This is a genomic window from Agromyces humatus (genome assembly GCF_021228295.1).
In the GTDB taxonomy this organism is placed as follows: domain Bacteria; phylum Actinomycetota; class Actinomycetes; order Actinomycetales; family Microbacteriaceae; genus Agromyces; species Agromyces humatus.
In genome coordinates this window covers 22,475-37,904 of record NZ_JAJQPD010000006.1, presented here as the reverse complement: position 1 = coordinate 37,904, position 15,430 = coordinate 22,475, and the positions used below count along the sequence as shown (strand labels likewise).

Below are 15,430 nucleotides of genomic sequence, written 5' to 3'. Positions count from 1 at the left end.
CTCGTCGGCGCAGCGTGGGGCATGAACCCCACAACCCCACCGCCGCTCTGCGGGGTTCACCCGCACGGCGGTCATCCGCACGTCGGCTGCGGACCGTCGAAGCCCGGCAGGTAGGCGCGCCACTCCTGCTCAGTCAGGTTGCGGCCCGCGATGCGGCAGACTGCCTCGAACTGGTGGTCGGGGTCGAGGTCCCAGATCATGATGCCCTCGGCGACGCTTACGGCGAGCTCGCCGCCGTCGGGGCGGAGGTAGGCGTCCACCAGACCTGGTGAGTCGATGCTGAACGGCTCGCCGAGGCGCACTCCGCTCGGAAGTTCGAAGAGCGAAGCGGATCGGTCGGCCGCTCGCACGAGCACCAGCCGGCCGTCGGAGCTCTGGGACACGGAGCCGAGACCCCCCGCGGTGCCGGCCATGGCGACGGCACCCGATCCGTCGATGTCGGAGAACCTGGTGATGCGGTTGTCGTCGAACGCGATCATGCCGCCGTCGTCGAGCAGCACCGTGACGTAGTGTTCGTTCAGCGCCAGGCGTTCGCCGGTGCGAGCGTCGAAGATCTCATTGCGGTTCCGGCCATGGAACGAATTCATCGAGACCCTGGTGCCGTCTGGGCTCTCGGTGAGCCCGATGATGCCCATGAGGCCACCGGGCGCCGGAAACTCGGGCCCGGTGACTCGGCCCGTCGCCGCATCGACGCGAACGACCGAGTCGTTCGCCAGCGCGACGTAGATACGACGGCCGTCTGTTGAAGTCCACCAGCGGTAGGCGCCCTCCGGGAGATCTGCGATGACCTCTCCACTCTCGGCGTCGATGATCCGGTACCGGTCGGCATCGATCGCGTAGGCGATGAGGCGCCCGCCCGACGCCCACCCGAGGACATCCAGGTCGCCGCCGACGGAACGCATCGAGCCGTCGGCGGTGTCGATTATCATCGTCGCGGGAGCCACGTCTTCATCGATGCGACCGGCCGGTGGCGGACGGCGGATCGCGAGGAGCGTGCTGCCCTCGAACGCGTAGCCCCCCGTCGCGTACCACTCGGGCGCGATGAGGCGGCTCACCGGGCCGCCTCCGTCGAGCCGCCAGCGCGAGATCGCGGCGCGGCCGATGGCGATCGTGACGAGTTCGGCGCCGTCATCGACCGTCGCGATCGGTCCGACCGTCCCGAGCATGGCATCGAGCTGTCGAGTCGGCCGACCGTCGTCGAGGCGATACTCCTGGATGCGCCCGAACACGCCCGCGCAGTAGACCCCGCCGGCGAGTTCCGACGCCGCGACCCAGGCGCACGATTCGGGGAGCTCCGGCGGAAGGGATGTCACCCAGTTCACGCGCCCGGTCGCGGTGTCGACGGCGATCACCGCGTCCCCGCCCGCCGCGACGAGGAGTCCGTCGGGTTGCATCGCCATCGCCACGTGTGCGGAGGCCGGCGGCACCGTGATGGTGGCGATAATCGTGGCCGTCGCGACATCGACGACCTCGACGCGATCGTCGAGCCGGCCGAGGTAGAGCCGACCGTCGGCGCCGAATGCGAGCGCCGCGACCGAGCTGCCGTCGTCGGTGCCGTGCCGCACAACTTGCTCGTCGGCGAGTCGGTCGATCCTGCCGGTCGCCGTCGAGACGAGACGGAGCGAACCGTCGTCAGAGCCGGCGATCGCCACCGTGCGACCGGAGTGATCGAGTGCGAGCGCGCCCGCCCCGACGTCGATGCGGACCGGGCCATGGAGTCGTCGGCCGTCGGTGAGATCGACCACGACGAGGGTCGACGAACTCGCGGATCCGTATCGCGTCGCGCCGGTCTCAGGGTCGGTGTCGTCGGCCCACAGCACGGCGCCGACCCGGCCGTCGCCGCTCGCGGAGACGAGGCGGTCTTGGGGCTCGGACCTGAAGCCGAGGTCGATCTCGCGGATGACGGACGCGTCGGCGAGGTCGCGCACCGTCAGCCCGCCGTCGTCGGTCGCGACGAGCGCCGTTCGGGTTCCGGGGATCACCGCTCCGACGGCCTGTGCGCCGACGTTCATGAATGCGTTCCCGAGGAACCCGCCGACACCGGTCACAATGCCCATGAGTGCCGCGCGAGCGCGCGGATCGTCGGGCCAGCGGTCATACGCCTCCGCTGCAAGCAGGGCCGCGACATCCCGTTCGGAGTCGCGCAGCGACAGCGCCGTGCCGACGAGCGCCTCGATCGCGGCGTCGCCGCGCTGCCGTTCGGCCTCGCTCGCGCTGAACCCGGCGAAGGTGCCGACCCCGACGAGCGCGATGATGAGGGCTGCTGCCGCAGCGAGGAGCGTGCGCAGTCGCCGGTTCTGCCTGCGGTCGGTGCGCGCCCGCTCGACGAGCGCACGGCTCTCGGATGCCTCCCGCTCGGCGGACGCGGCGAGGAATGCCGACTCGGTCGCGGTGAGGTCGGGGTCCGCACCGTCCGCCCATTCGAGCGCGGCCTGCAGCCTGGCGCCGCGAGCCAGGTCTTCGTCGCGCCGGCCGTCGGCCTCCCATGACTCGGCCGCATTGGCGAGCGCGTGCATCGTGCGTTGGGCGTCGACATCCTCCTCGAGCCAACTGCGCAAGCGCGGCCACGCGTCGGCGAGTGCCTCATGCGACACTACGACGGTCGATTCGTCAGCGCTTACCAGACGTGCGGCTTCGAGCATGGTGAGCACCCGGTCTCGTGCGTCGTCGTCGTGCAGCGACTTGATCGCCAAGGTCCGGCGTACCGGGCTGCCGTCGGCGCTCAGCGACACGAGCCTGAGCATGGTCGACCGGCAGAGCGTACGTTCGGCGGGGGTCATCCGCTGATAGAGGCGATCTGCCGACTGGGCGATCGCTCCTGACAGACCGCCGGATTCCTCGTAGCCGGCGACCGTGAGGGTGGATCCGTCGCGGCGCAGCCAGGTCTCGACGAGTGCGTGCGAGACGAGCGGAAGCGCTCCGGCCTGCCCCGCGGCATCCCGCAGGATCAGCTCCGTGAGGCCGGGTTCCAGCCGTAGTCCGGCCTGCCGCGCCGGACCTTCGATGGCCTCCCGGAGGCCGTCGGCGCCGATCGACGGCACGAGGTGCACGCCGTCGGTGAAGGCGGGCCCGAGATGGGGCAGCCGCGCGCACTCGTCGAGGAAGTCGCTGCGAACGGTGAGCAACAGCGTGCCGCCCGCGTGCATGTACTCGGCGAGCGCAGCGCAGGTGTCCTCGACGGCGACGTCGGCGAGGTCGAGGTGCAGGAGTTCCTCGAACTGGTCGACGACCAGCACGTCACCTGCCCGCACCGCGGTGACTCGGTCGCGCACGAGCGTGGCTGTCGACCGACGCGGCAGGAGGATCTCGACCCGTCGGTTCTGGCGACGCAGCGCGGGAGTGACTCCGGCGCGCACGAGCGACGACTTGCCGCAGCCGCTCGCTCCAGTGAGTGCGACGAAACGCGAGCCGTCGACGCGCGCGAGCGCGGCGAGGATGTCGCGCGATCGGCCGAAGAACTCGGCCTCGTCGCCGACATCGAACGCGTCGAGCCCTCGGTACGGGCATGTGGCGTCGGCGCTCGCCATTGAGGCCGGCGCTCCGTCGAGGGCGGGGTCGTGACGCAGGATGGCGGTCTCGAGGGCCGCGAGCTCGTCGGAGAGGTCGATGCCGAGCTCATCGTCGAGGCGGCGCCGAGCCTCGCGGATTGCAGCGAGCGCGTCGGCCTGTCGACCGCCGCGGTAGAGCGCGAGCGCCAGGATTCCCCAGCGGGGCTCGCGCAGCGGCGCCTCCTGCACGAGCCGTTCCGCCTCGGCAACGGCTCCCGCTTCCCGGCCGAGCTCGACTCGCACCCTGACGCGTTCCTCCTCGGCGACGGCGCGGAGCCCGACCAGGCGCTGTGCTTCGGCGATCGCGGGCGGCCAGTCGGGCAGGTCGGCATAGGCGCGGCCGCGCCAGAGCTCGAGCGCCCGCGAGAACTCGGACTCGGCGCGATCAGGATCGCCGTCGCCGGCGTGGGTGAGACCCGCGTCGACGAGGCGCTCGAATCTGACGGCGTCGATCGAGTCGGGGGCGACCTCGACGCGGTACCCCTCAGCGACGGTCTCGATCGGGGGAACCCCGGCGTTCCGCCGGAGTCGCGCCACGGCGATCTGCACCTGCTTGGGCCACGTCGCCGGCGGGTTCGCACCCCATAGTGCGTCGGCCAGTTCGTCGGGGGAGAGCGCCGAGCCTACTCTCAGCACCAGCGCGGCGAGTACTGCTCGCTCCCGCGGACTGATCGGGCTCCCGTCGACGACGAGCGCCCCGAGGACGCTCACGCTCACGTTCGCATTGTGCTCGCAGCCGCGGCAGTGCGTCAATCACCTGCGGGGGCGACGGATACCGAACGGATACCGACAGTGCGGTCTCCGGATACCGCCGCTCGTCACCGTGGTGACCATGAACACGACACGCCTACCCCACAGCCTCGCCGCCGCGGCGATCGTCGGGCTCGCGCTCAGCGGATGCGCGACCACGCAGGCAGCCGCACCCGATCCGGCTCCACAGCGTGCACCGTCCGCGCAACTCGACAGCGCGGCCGCGATCCTGCAGAACGACAATGACCCGCGTGGCTACCACGGTCTCGCGTCGATCAGCGGGATGACGGGCATGCCGACCCAGACATCCGAGTCGAGCACGCCGCCGCCCACCCCGAGGGTGAACGACAACGATCCCCGCGGTCACCATCGGTTGCCGGCGATCGAGGGCGCGGATGGGTTCGGGGTGCCTGCGCCGCGCATGTGCGATGTCGACCCGCGCGGCCACCACGTGCTGTCGCGACTCCGGCGATGAGCCGCGACGCTCGGTCACCCGCTTCTTGCGCGTGGTTCGTGCGGCGTCGTTCCCATCGACGGGCGTCATTTCATCCCGCTGTCGAAGGCGCGTCATTCCGAGAAGCCGCACGTGGATCGGTACGGGAGCTCGCCGAAGTACGTCGTCCATTCCTCATGGGTGAGATCGCGACCGGCCATGGTGCACGCCGCCGCCAGGTGATGTTCGGGGTCCAGGTCCCAGACCGCGACCCCCTCCTTCTCGTTCACGACGAGGAACCGTCCGTCGTGCCGGATGTAGCCCGGGATGATGAACGGACCGGAGGTCGCGATCGCGTCGCCGAGCCGGATTCCCGAAGCCAAGTCGTAGAGAGCGACCGATCCGTCGTTCGAGCCGACCAGCAGGGTGGCCCCGTCCTCGGTCACCTGGAGGTGACCGATTCCCCCGTTCAGTCCCGCCAACGATCCCGACGTCGAGAGGTCCGGGATCTCGTGGCGAGCGACTCGGTTGTCGTACGCGGCGATCAGCTCCTCGGCGCCCGTGATGACGCTGATCGTCGCACCCTCGGCGCCCGTGGAGATGACCCGCCCCGTGTCGGCGTCGACGAGGCTGGTGGTGTATCGCTTGTCCTTCTCGACCGTCACCGCCAGCATCGATGCCGACGAGGTGCCGCTGATCGACCAGACGAAGCCGTCGAATCGCAGCGCACGGCCGATGCGCTCGTGCGTCTGCCCGTCGTAGACCCTGACGCGGTCACCGACATCGTCGCCGTCTGGATCGTCGATGACGTACAGGCGGGATCCTGATCCGAGCAGCCACCAACCGAATGCGTCATCGGTGACCGCAGGACCGGGTGATGTTTCCCCGGTCGAGGCGTCGCGGAATCCCCACTGACCATCGCCGATCTGCCCGAACACCGAGTCGGTGCCGGCCCACCCGAGATGATCCGTTCCCGTGATCACCACGCGCTCGCGATCCGCCTCGGGATCCCAGATGGCGAAGTCGCCCATCTCTTCCCACCACACGGCCCCGGGAGGGCGCTCGGCGGTGATGATCGAGGAGCCGTCCGGGCTGTATCCGTCCATCACCGCAGAACCCTCGGCGACGATCCGGGTGATGAGTCCCGAGTCGTCGAGGCGCCAGCTGGAGATCGCCGGGGCATCGGCGCCGATGGCGACCAACTCGGTGCCATCCTGGGTGACCTCGATCGGACCGACGGCGCCGAGTTGGGGATCGAATCGTCTCCCGGTCGGTTCCCCGGTCGTCATCGACCGTTCCTCGATCCCACCCCACAGGTCGGCGCAGTAGAGGGTGTCCCGTGACTCGGCGACCGCCACCCACCCGCACGGGGAGGGATTCACTGTGCCGGGCCGGTGCTCCCACATGAGGGTCGCGGACGCGATCTCGACCGCGAAGATGATGTTCTGCCCGGCGCCGAAGACGCGACCATCCGTGGTCGCAGTCAGCGCGACATTGGCCGCGTAGACGGGCACCGGGATCTCACGGATCACCTCGGCGCCGGCCACATCGATGAGGCTGAGGCGATCGCCCGTGGTGCCGACGATGAGCGTACCGTCCGGAGCGAAGGTCATGGCCGTCGGCGGGACCGCCGATTGCGGTGGACCGCCCGCGGCGACGACCCGCTCCGCCCGTCCCGAGCCGAGGTCCACGACCATGATGCCGAAGTCGTCGAGGGTGCCGTCCCTGAGCCCGGAGTCGGCGACGGCGGCAGTGGTGCCGTCGGGACTCACCTCGAGTCCTCCCGCCCCGATGTCGAGCGGGATCGGGCCCAGTCGCACGTCGCCGGTCTCGAGGTCGATCACGGACAGGGTCGATGCCTCCGATTGTCCGACGCCCGGGAAGACGTTGTTGCCTCGCCCAGGATCCACGTGGCGGAGCACGGCCGCGAAGTCGCCGTCGGAGCTCACACGGACGAACGGAACACTGCAGCACACGTCCGGGGGCTCCCCGTAGGCAAGCTCCCGCACGATTGCGCCCGTGCTCACGTCGACGATCACGGCGCTCGCATCGTCGCGGACGACGATGGCGTGATCCGTGCCGGGAATGAGATCGCCGGCGATGCGGTCGGCCTCCGGTACATGGAGATTGCCGAGGAACGACTCGCTCGCAGTGAAGGTCGCAAGCAGCGCACTTCGTGCTCGCGCGTCGTCGGGCCAACGGCGGTACGCCTCCGCGGCGATCAGCGCAGCGACATCACGCTCCGACTCGCGCAGCGCGAGGGAGGTCGAAGTGACCGCCTCGATGACGGCTGCCTCGCTCTGTCGCGCAGCTTCCTGCGATTGTCGCTCGGCCTCCTGCGTCGCCGTGACGGCGAATCCGGTGCCGGCGATCGAGGCGACGAGGAGCACGGCTCCGGCGACGAGCAGCCCGCGGAGCACACGGTTCTGCCGGCGCTCTCGCGTCGCACGCGTCGCCAGTTCACGCCGCTCGGATGCCTCGCGTTCGCCAGATCGGTCGAGGAACGCGGCCTCGACCTCGGTGAGGTCGCGGTCCTCGCCCGATCGCCACTCGAGCGCGGTCTCGAGCCGACCGCCGCGGTAGAGGTCCTCCTCTGTGCGTCCGCCGGCATCCCAGGCCTCCGCGGCGTTGCCGAGTGCGTGCATTGTGCGGATGTCGTCGGCGTCGTCCTCGAGCCAGCTCCGCAGGCGCGGCCACGCGTCCGCGAGCGCCTCGTGCGAGACGAGCACGCTCGTTTCGTCGGTGCTCACCAGCCGCGCGGCGGTGAGCATTCCGAGAACCCGGTCGTGCTGCGCGGCACCATGGACGGCGCGGAGTGGAAGGCTGCGGCGAACCGGGCTCCCATCCGCGCCGAGGAAGACGAGGCGCAGCAGGGTCGAGCGGCACACCACCCGCTCTGCCGGGGTCATCCGCAGGTAGAGCCGGTCGGCCGACTGCGCGATCGCGCCGGAGATGCCACCGGAGGCCTCATATCCCGCGACCGTGAGCGTGCTGCCCTCGCGGCGGATCCATGTCTCGACGAGCGCGTGCGACACGTGGGGGAGAACGCCCGGCCGCCCGGCCGCATCGCGGAGCACGAGTTCGGTGAGTCCGGTCTCGAGGCGGAGTCCGCTGATGCGGGCGGGCCCTTCGATCGCCTCACGGAGTCCGTCGGGGCCGATCGGCGGCACGAGCTGGACGCCTTCGATGAACCGGTCCGCGAATCGCGGCAGACGCGCACAGTCGTCGAGGAAGTCGCTGCGCACCGTGAGCAGCACCGTGCCACCCCGCTCGAGCCGGTCCTCGAGCGCTTGGGCTGCGTCGGTGAGTGCGTCCGGCTCGAGCCCGAGGGTGAACAGTTCCTCGAACTGGTCGATGACGATGACATCGGCGTCGATCATGGCGGTGCGCGGGGCAACGAGCCAATGTCGTGGCGTCGCAATCTCCACCACGAGGCCGCGCCGCCGCAGCACGGGCACGATTCCCGCGAGCACGAGCGAGGACTTGCCGCATCCGGATGGCCCGGTGAAGGCCACGAATCGCGACCGGTCGACCCGCGAGAGCGAGGCCGCAACTTCGGTCGAGCGCCCGAAGAATTCCTCCTCGTCCTCAGCATCGAACGCGCGCAGGCCCCGGTACGGGCAAGTTCCGGTGTCAGGAACCCCAGCGTCGTCGCGGTCCAGGGCGGCGTCGTGCCGCAGGATCGCGGTTTCGAGGGCGACGAGTTCAGGGCTCGGATCGACGCCCAGTTCGTCGGCGAGCCGCTCACGCGCCGAACGGATGGCTGCGAGCGCATCGGCCTGCCGCCCGGCCCGGTAGAGCGCGGTCGCGAGTACCTCCCATCGGTGCTCCCGCAGCGGCAGCTCGCGAACCAGGCGCTCAGCGTCGGCGACGACGTCGGCTCCGTGGCCGGCATCGAGCCGCGCGCGCAGCACCTCCTCCTCGGCCGCCGAACGGAGGTCGAGGAGTCGTCCCGCCTCGTTGCGGGCGGGCGCCCAGTCGGGCAGGTCGAGGTACGGCGAGCCTCGCCACAGTCGCAGTCCCGACGAGAAGGCCGCGATCGCCCGATCGGGCTGGCCGTGTGCGGCGTGGTCGCGCGCGCTCGCCACGAGCTGCTCGAACCGGCGGTCGTCGAACATGTCGTCGGGAGCATCCAGCCGATAGCCGCCGTCGGCGGTGGTGATTGCCGGCACCGTGGGGTGGCGCCGGAGCCGGCCGATCGCGATCTGCACCTGCTTCGGCCAGGTCTTCGGGGGCGACTCGCCCCAGACCGCGTCGGCGAGTTCGTCGGGTTGGATGGTGCTGCCCGCGCGGAGCGTGAGTGCTGCGAGGATGGCGCGCTCCCGCGGGCTCAGCCGCTCTCCGCCTTCGACGACGGTGGAGCCGAGCACTGCGACGGTCACGTTCGCATTGTCCAGCCAGAGATGAGTAGTCGTCAAGAATCGCGAGCTCGACGGATACCGGAGGGATACCCGCCCCGACGCGTGCGGATACCGGGCCGCGGGACGCTGCGTCCATGAACACCACACACGAACACCGAAGCCTCGTCGTCGCCGTCGCGATCGTCGTGCTCGCGCTCAGCGGATGCGCGGCCACTCCGGCCGATGGACCCAGCCTGGTCTCCGCTCATCAGCAGGCAGCAGAAGCGAGGCTCGACCGCGCCGCCGCCCCCCTGCCGAGCGACAACGACCCGCGCGGATACCATCGCCTCGCCCCGATCAGCGGGATGACGGGCTTGCCGCCCCAGACATCCGAACAGCCACGCACCGCACCGTCGCCGACTCCGCGCGTCAACGACAACGATCCCCGCGGTCACCACCGGTTGCCTGCGATCGAGGGCGCGGATGGATTCGGAGTGCCGACACCGCCGCTCGTGAGCGATGACGACCCACGAGGTCACCACCTGTTGCCCCAGACCCGGCGATGATCCCGGTGTCGCGTGCCGTGACGTCTGGAAGTCTGCGGCGCGGCCGGTAGCGTGTCGGGAATGGTCGCAGCTGTTCCTTCCGTCGAGATCGCCGTTCAGGATGTCGCGGGCGCGCGCATCGCGCTCGAGGCCGGCGCCGCTCGTGTCGAGCTCTGCCAGGCGCTCGGGCTCGGCGGACTCACTCCGTCGGCAGGCCTCATCGAGGCGACCGTCGCCGCGGCCGCCGCGGCCACGGCGACCGGCTTCGTGCACGTGCTCGTTCGACCGCGCGGCGGTGGGTTCGTCTACGAGGCCGACGAGCTCGACACGATCGTGCGCGACATCCGCGCGGCGGTCGCGCTGGGCGCCGATGGCGTGGTCGTCGGTGCGCTGACCGACGCGGGTGAGCTCGACCTCGAGGCGATCGCCCGATTCGTCGACGCGGCGGAAGATGCCGACATCACGGTGCACCGCGCGGTCGACGCGTCGGCCCGACCGGTCGACGCCGTCGCCGCACTCGCGACGCTCGACGTGCGCCGCGTGCTCACCTCGGGCGGAGCCCCCGATTGTCGCGCGGGCCTGGCGACGCTGCAGGCCATGGTCGCGGCATCCGGCCCGCTCGAAGTGATGGCGGGCGGCGGCGTGCGCATTCCCGACATCGCCGACCTCGCGGCTGCCGGCGTCGATGCCGTGCACCTCTCGGCTCGCGGCACAACGACCCGCGGCGGGCTGAGCGGGCCGGGCGGGGGAGTCGCAGGATTCGACGTGACCGACCCCGGACTCGTGCGCGCCGCAGTCGCGGCGGCCCGGCTCAGCCGCTGAATCGGATCGCCGTTTCGCGTCAATCGTTGCCGAACCCGCACGTCCACTCCTCGGGGGTCAGGTCGCGCCCTGCCATGCGGCAGGCGGCATCCGCGTGCGTCATGGGCCGCAGATCCCAGACCGCGACCCCGCCGGCGACACCTGCATTGGCGACTCGGGCGGATGGGCTGTCAACGAAGGCTCGGGTCGGTGCATACCCGTTCCATACCGCGCGAATCGCGATCGCATACCACCGAGGCGGATCGTCGTCCACATGGACACCACGAAGAACACCCATCGGACCGGAGCGGCGTCTGCGATCCTTCTCGGTGTCGCGCTCGCCCTGACGCCGGTCACCGCTCATGCGAGCCAGGCCGGCGCTACGCCGGCGATGGTGCCGTCCGGGCCCGACATCGTGCTCGCGGCGACCGAGAACCTGCGGCAGCTCGTCGAAGCCGACCGTGCGCCTGCGGTGCTGGTCCGACCGACGGACAAGACGCTGCGGCAGGTGATGGAGGCCGACCGTCTTCCTGCAGTGCTGGTTCGACCGACCGACAAGTCATTGAGGCAGTTGATGGAGGAGGACCATCCCCCCGGCGCCGCGCAGCGACCGTCGGACACGCCGGCGCCGCAGCTGACCGAGGAGGACCACCCTCCCGTTGTGGCGCCCAGCCCGGCGAACGAGCCGGCGCCGCAACTGACCGAGGAAGACCGTCCACCTGTGGTCTCATCCGATGTGCCGCAGTCGACGGTGCGGCCGCTGCCGAAGGGCGATCGCAGGTGACTGCCACGCCGCGTCAGCCGCAGGTCTCACGGTACGGTGCGATAGCGCCGAAGTGCGTTGCCCACTCCTCGCGGGTGAGGTCGCGTCCGGCGAGGCGGCAGGCCGCACGAAGCTGCGCGTCCGGATCGAGGTCCCACACGGCGACGCCGTCGCGCATGTTCACGAGCAGCTCCCGGCCGTCCGGTCGCAGGTACCCGGGGGTGATTTGCGGTGATTCGCTCGGGATCGGATCGCCGAGCCGGATCCCGGCTACGAGGTCGTAGAGGGTGACGGTATCGTCGTTCGCCCCCGCCACGAGGGTGCGGCGGTCGTCGCTGACCTGCAGGCTCGCGAGGCCGCCCTTCACGCCGGGGAGCGCGTCGATCGGGTCCAGGTCGGGAACGCTGTACCGCAACAGTCGGTTGTCGTCGGCCGCGATCAGCTCGCCGGGTCTTGCCAGAACGGTGAGCTCGGGCCCTATGAGCTCGCGCGAGATCGCCGTGCCGGTCGCGGCGTCGACCAGCCGGGTGGTGCAGACTCCATCCTTGACCGTCGTGACGGCGAGCGTGGCGCCATCGGTACTCGCACTGATCGCGACGGTGACGCCGTCGAAGTGCATCTCCGGCTCGAGGTGCCGTCGCGTGCCTGGATCGACCGGCGTGATGGCACCGGTGCCGTCGGCGAGGTAGATGCGACGCCCGGAATCGCGGAACAAGACGTTCAGGGGCCAAGGAACGGGGTCGCCCTCGAGGTGCGCTCCAGTGGATGCGTCGAAATACCCGGTGCCGGTGTAACCGGGAATTACCCCGTGCAGCACGTCCGTGTCTACCCAGTCGACGAACCCGCCCACCCCTGGAACCCGTAGGCGCGTGGCGTCCGTGCGTGGATCCCACACCGAGTGCTGGGTGAGATCGCTCCATTCCGTCGCCCAGGGAGCGCGTTCGGCCACGAGGATCAACGTTCCCGACGGGTCGTAGCCGCCAGTCGCCACCTGTCCGTGCGCGATCATCCGGGTGATCGCCCCTGAGCCGTCGAGGCGCCATCGGGAGATCGCCGAGGACCCGGCGCCGATCGCGACGAGTTCGTCGCCGTTCGGGGACACGGTGAGCGGGCCGACCGCGCCGAGCTGCGGATCCAGGTGGCGACCGGTCGGGAGTCCCGTGTCGAGCGAGCGCTCCTCGATTCGGCCCCAGAGATCACCGCAGAAGACCGTCGACCGCGACTGCGCGACCGTGAGCCACGGACATGGCGCTGGTTGCGCAGTAGCGAACTCCTGGGACCACAGCAGGTCCCCGGACGTGAGATCCACCGCGACGAGCGCGTCGTCGCCGCTGGCGATCAGTCGGCCGTCACTCGTCGCCGCCATGGCGGCGTTGGCTGACGCCCTCGGGACCCGAATGCTCGCGACGATGCCGACCGAGTCGGGGTCGATGACAGAGAGTTGGGTGGCGCCCGTCCCGACGACGAGCCGTCCGTCTGGCGTGAAGACGAGGGCGACGGAGCGCGAGAACGGTTGGGCAGACTGATGGATCCCCTCGATCCGACGGAACTCGCCCGACTCGAGGTCGATCGTCGCGACCGTGACCACGCCCAGCTGTCCTTCGAACCGCGAATCCGCGACGGCGACATGTCGGCCGTCGGGGCTCAGCGCGAGCGCTCCTACCCCGAGGTCGAGCGCGACGGGTCCCAGCCGGGTGCGATTGGCCGTCAGATCGACGAGCAGGAACTGGGAGGTTTCGTCGGGGCCGGAATCGGGGATTCCGGTGAAGTCCGTCGGCGAATCGATGGGGCGGAGGATCGCGGCGAGACGTCCGTCGGCGCTCACCCGAACGAGCGGTGGAGGCCCGAAACCACCCGGCGGTGCGCCGATGTCGAGCTCACGCACCGAGCGCCCGGACCCCATGTCGACGACCGCGGCCGATTCGTCGTCGCGGACGATGACTGCCTGCCCGGTATCCCCGATCACCGCCCCCGCGATCGAATCCGTCCCCGACACATACCGGCTCCCGAGGAATCCCTGCGCGGCGGTGAAGACGCCGAGCAGGGCGCTTCTCGTGCGTGGGTCATCGGGCCATCGCCGGTACGCCTCGGCCGCGATGAGTGCGGCGACGTCGCGCTCGGACCCGCGCAGCGCGAACGACGTGCTGACCGTCGCCTCGACGACGGCGGCTTCGCGCTGGCGATCGGCCTCCTGCGTCGCGCCGACGACGAGGACGGAGGCGAGCAACGAGAGCCCGAGCAGGGCGGCCGTGGCTCCGAACAGCACGCGGAGACGGCGGTTCTGCCGCCGATCGCGCTGCAGCTGGAGGCGCGCTTCGGCCTCCTCGCGACGGGCCCGCTGCTCTGCTGCGTCGAGGAATCGGGACTCGGTCGAGGTCAGGTCGGGCTTCGATGTCGAACGCCAGTCGAGGGCGTTCTGGAGCCGGGCCCCTCGGTAGAGGTCGTCCTCTCGCTCGCCGTCGGCTTCCCACGCGTCTGCCGCCAGCGTCAACTTGCCGAGCAGGCGTGCACCCGCGGCGTCCTCCTCGAGCCAGTCGTGCAAGCGCGGCCAGGCGAAGGCGAGGAGTTCGTGCGTCACGGCGACGGTGTCGTCGGAGGCGCTCAGCAGTCGCGCGTGAATCAGCCGGGCCACGACGGCCGCTCGCACCGCGTCTTCATTCAGTGAGCTCCTCTTCGCGTATCGGCGCATCGGCCGCCCGTCGGGGCCCAGCTCAACGAGCCGCAGCATCGTCGACCGGCAGACGTCTCGCTGCGTTGGTGTGAGCTCGTCGAACAGGTGCTCGGCGGTGCGGGCGATCGCACCGGTCAGTCCTCCGACCTCCTCGTAGCCCGCGACCGTCAGCACGCTCGCCTCGCGTCGGAGCCACGTCTCGACGAGCGCGTGAGAGAGCAGCGGGAGCGCGGTGCTGTGCCCGGAGGCATCGCGAAGGATCAACTCCGTCAAGCCGGCTTCGAGCCGCAGCCCGGCCCGCAGTGCCGGCTGCTCGATCGCGGCGCGAAGGTCCTGCTTGTCCATCGCGCCGACGAGTTGCACGCTCTCAGAGAGGAGGCCCGCGAGGGACGGTTCCGCGCTGCATTCGTCAAGGAAATCCGACCGAACGGTCGCCACCACGATCCGGGACGAAGCCGCCTCGGCGATGAGCTCGCCGACTCCGTGCACCTCGTCGGGCGGGAACCCGACGTGGAACAGCTCCTCGAGCTGGTCGACGACGACGACATCGGCGCTTCGTCGGCTGTAGAGCGCGTCGCGAAGCTGCGCGGCGATCGTGGGGGAGGGTGAGACCACCTGCACCGCGAGGCCCCGACGGGCGAGGGCGGGGACGACGCCCGCGAGGACGAGCGACGACTTGCCGCATCCCGATGGGCCCGAGACCGCGATGAACGGAGCACGGTCGAGGCGAGCGAGGATGGCCGCGATGTCGGCATCCCGACCGAAGAACTCCTCCCCGTCATCGATCCCGTACGGGTGCAGGCCCTTGTACGGGCAGTCCGCGCTCGGCTGCGGGCTGCGGGGCGGCGGCAGGAGCGAGGGATCCTGGTGCAGGATCGCAGCCTCGAGGGCGCTGAGCTCGGGGCCGGGCTCGATCCCGAGCTCATCCGCGAATCGCACGCGGGCGGCCCGAAGGGTGGCGAGGGCGTCGGCCTGCCGTCCGCTGCGGTAGAGCGCGGTCGCGAGCAGGCTCCATCGGCGTTCGCGCAGCGGCTGCTCGCGAACCAGGGCTTCGGCGCCCGCGATCACGCTGTGCTGTTCGCCGCAGTCGAGGTGCGCTGCCGCGAGCTCCTCCTCGGCCGTGCTCCGAACCTCCTCGAGACGCGCCGACTCGATGACAGCAGGCTCCCATGAGGAGATCGCGCCGTACGCGGGGCCGCGCCAGAGCGCGAGGGCGCGCCGGCCGTCGTCGACGGCGCGCTGGGGGTCGCCGCGCGAGCGCAGCTCCGCAGCCGCCTGAGCCAACCTCTCGAACCGGACCGCATCGATCGCCTCGGGGTCCACATCGAGCACGTACCCGATCGACGAGGTGGCGATCGACGAACGTCCGAGGCTCGCCCGCAGCCCGACCATCGTGGTCTGCACCTGCTTCGGCCAAGTGGCCGGGGGATGCTCGCCCCACACCGCATCGGCGATCACGGCCGGCGCGACAGGCTCACCGCGACACAGCACTAGCACCGACAGCACCGCCCGCGCTCGCGGGCTGAGCGGTCCTTCGTCGATCTCGACTGCGCCGAGCACGCGAATGCCCACGAGAGAA

The 15,430-nt window shown here is 70.6% G+C and carries 7 protein-coding genes; 4 read left to right on the top strand and 3 right to left on the bottom strand.

Features of this window, described 5'->3' with window-relative positions:
* Positions 1–71 precede the first annotated feature (71 nt).
* Entirely contained in the window at positions 72–4,265 is a 4,194-nt protein-coding gene (locus LSF15_RS11310; RefSeq protein WP_232498644.1) for an nSTAND1 domain-containing NTPase, read from the bottom strand.
* Between the two features lie 115 nt (positions 4,266–4,380).
* Between LSF15_RS11310 and LSF15_RS11305 the strand changes: the two genes are divergently transcribed.
* Positions 4,381–4,773, top strand: coding sequence for a hypothetical protein (locus tag LSF15_RS11305; RefSeq protein WP_232498643.1), 393 nt, complete (start codon positions 4,381–4,383; stop codon positions 4,771–4,773).
* A 92-nt stretch (positions 4,774–4,865) separates the two neighbouring features.
* Here the strand turns inward: LSF15_RS11305 and LSF15_RS11300 are convergent, their stop codons facing one another.
* Positions 4,866–9,113: an nSTAND1 domain-containing NTPase gene (locus tag LSF15_RS11300; protein WP_232498642.1), complete on the bottom strand. Its 4,248-nt coding sequence runs from the start codon at positions 9,111–9,113 to the stop codon at positions 4,866–4,868.
* Between the two features lie 113 nt (positions 9,114–9,226).
* On the opposite strand from LSF15_RS11300, the gene LSF15_RS11295 reads away from it, so the two are divergent.
* The 3 genes from LSF15_RS11295 (at position 9,227) to LSF15_RS11285 (ending at position 11,201) form a co-directional block, all read left to right on the top strand.
* Entirely contained in the window at positions 9,227–9,637 is a 411-nt protein-coding gene (locus tag LSF15_RS11295) for a hypothetical protein (protein WP_232498641.1), read from the top strand.
* 60 nt (positions 9,638–9,697) lie between these two features.
* Complete coding sequence (locus tag LSF15_RS11290; protein WP_232498640.1) at positions 9,698–10,438, top strand: copper homeostasis protein CutC; 741 nt, start codon at positions 9,698–9,700, stop codon at positions 10,436–10,438.
* A gap of 253 nt (positions 10,439–10,691) precedes the next feature.
* A complete protein-coding gene (locus LSF15_RS11285; protein ID WP_232498639.1) occupies positions 10,692–11,201 on the top strand; it encodes a hypothetical protein in 510 nt (169 codons plus the stop codon).
* A gap of 13 nt (positions 11,202–11,214) precedes the next feature.
* Here LSF15_RS11285 and LSF15_RS11280 read toward each other — a convergent pair whose 3' ends face one another.
* Positions 11,215–15,423: an nSTAND1 domain-containing NTPase gene (locus LSF15_RS11280; RefSeq protein WP_232498638.1), complete on the bottom strand. Its 4,209-nt coding sequence runs from the start codon at positions 15,421–15,423 to the stop codon at positions 11,215–11,217.
* Between the last annotated feature and the right edge of the window lie 7 nt (positions 15,424–15,430).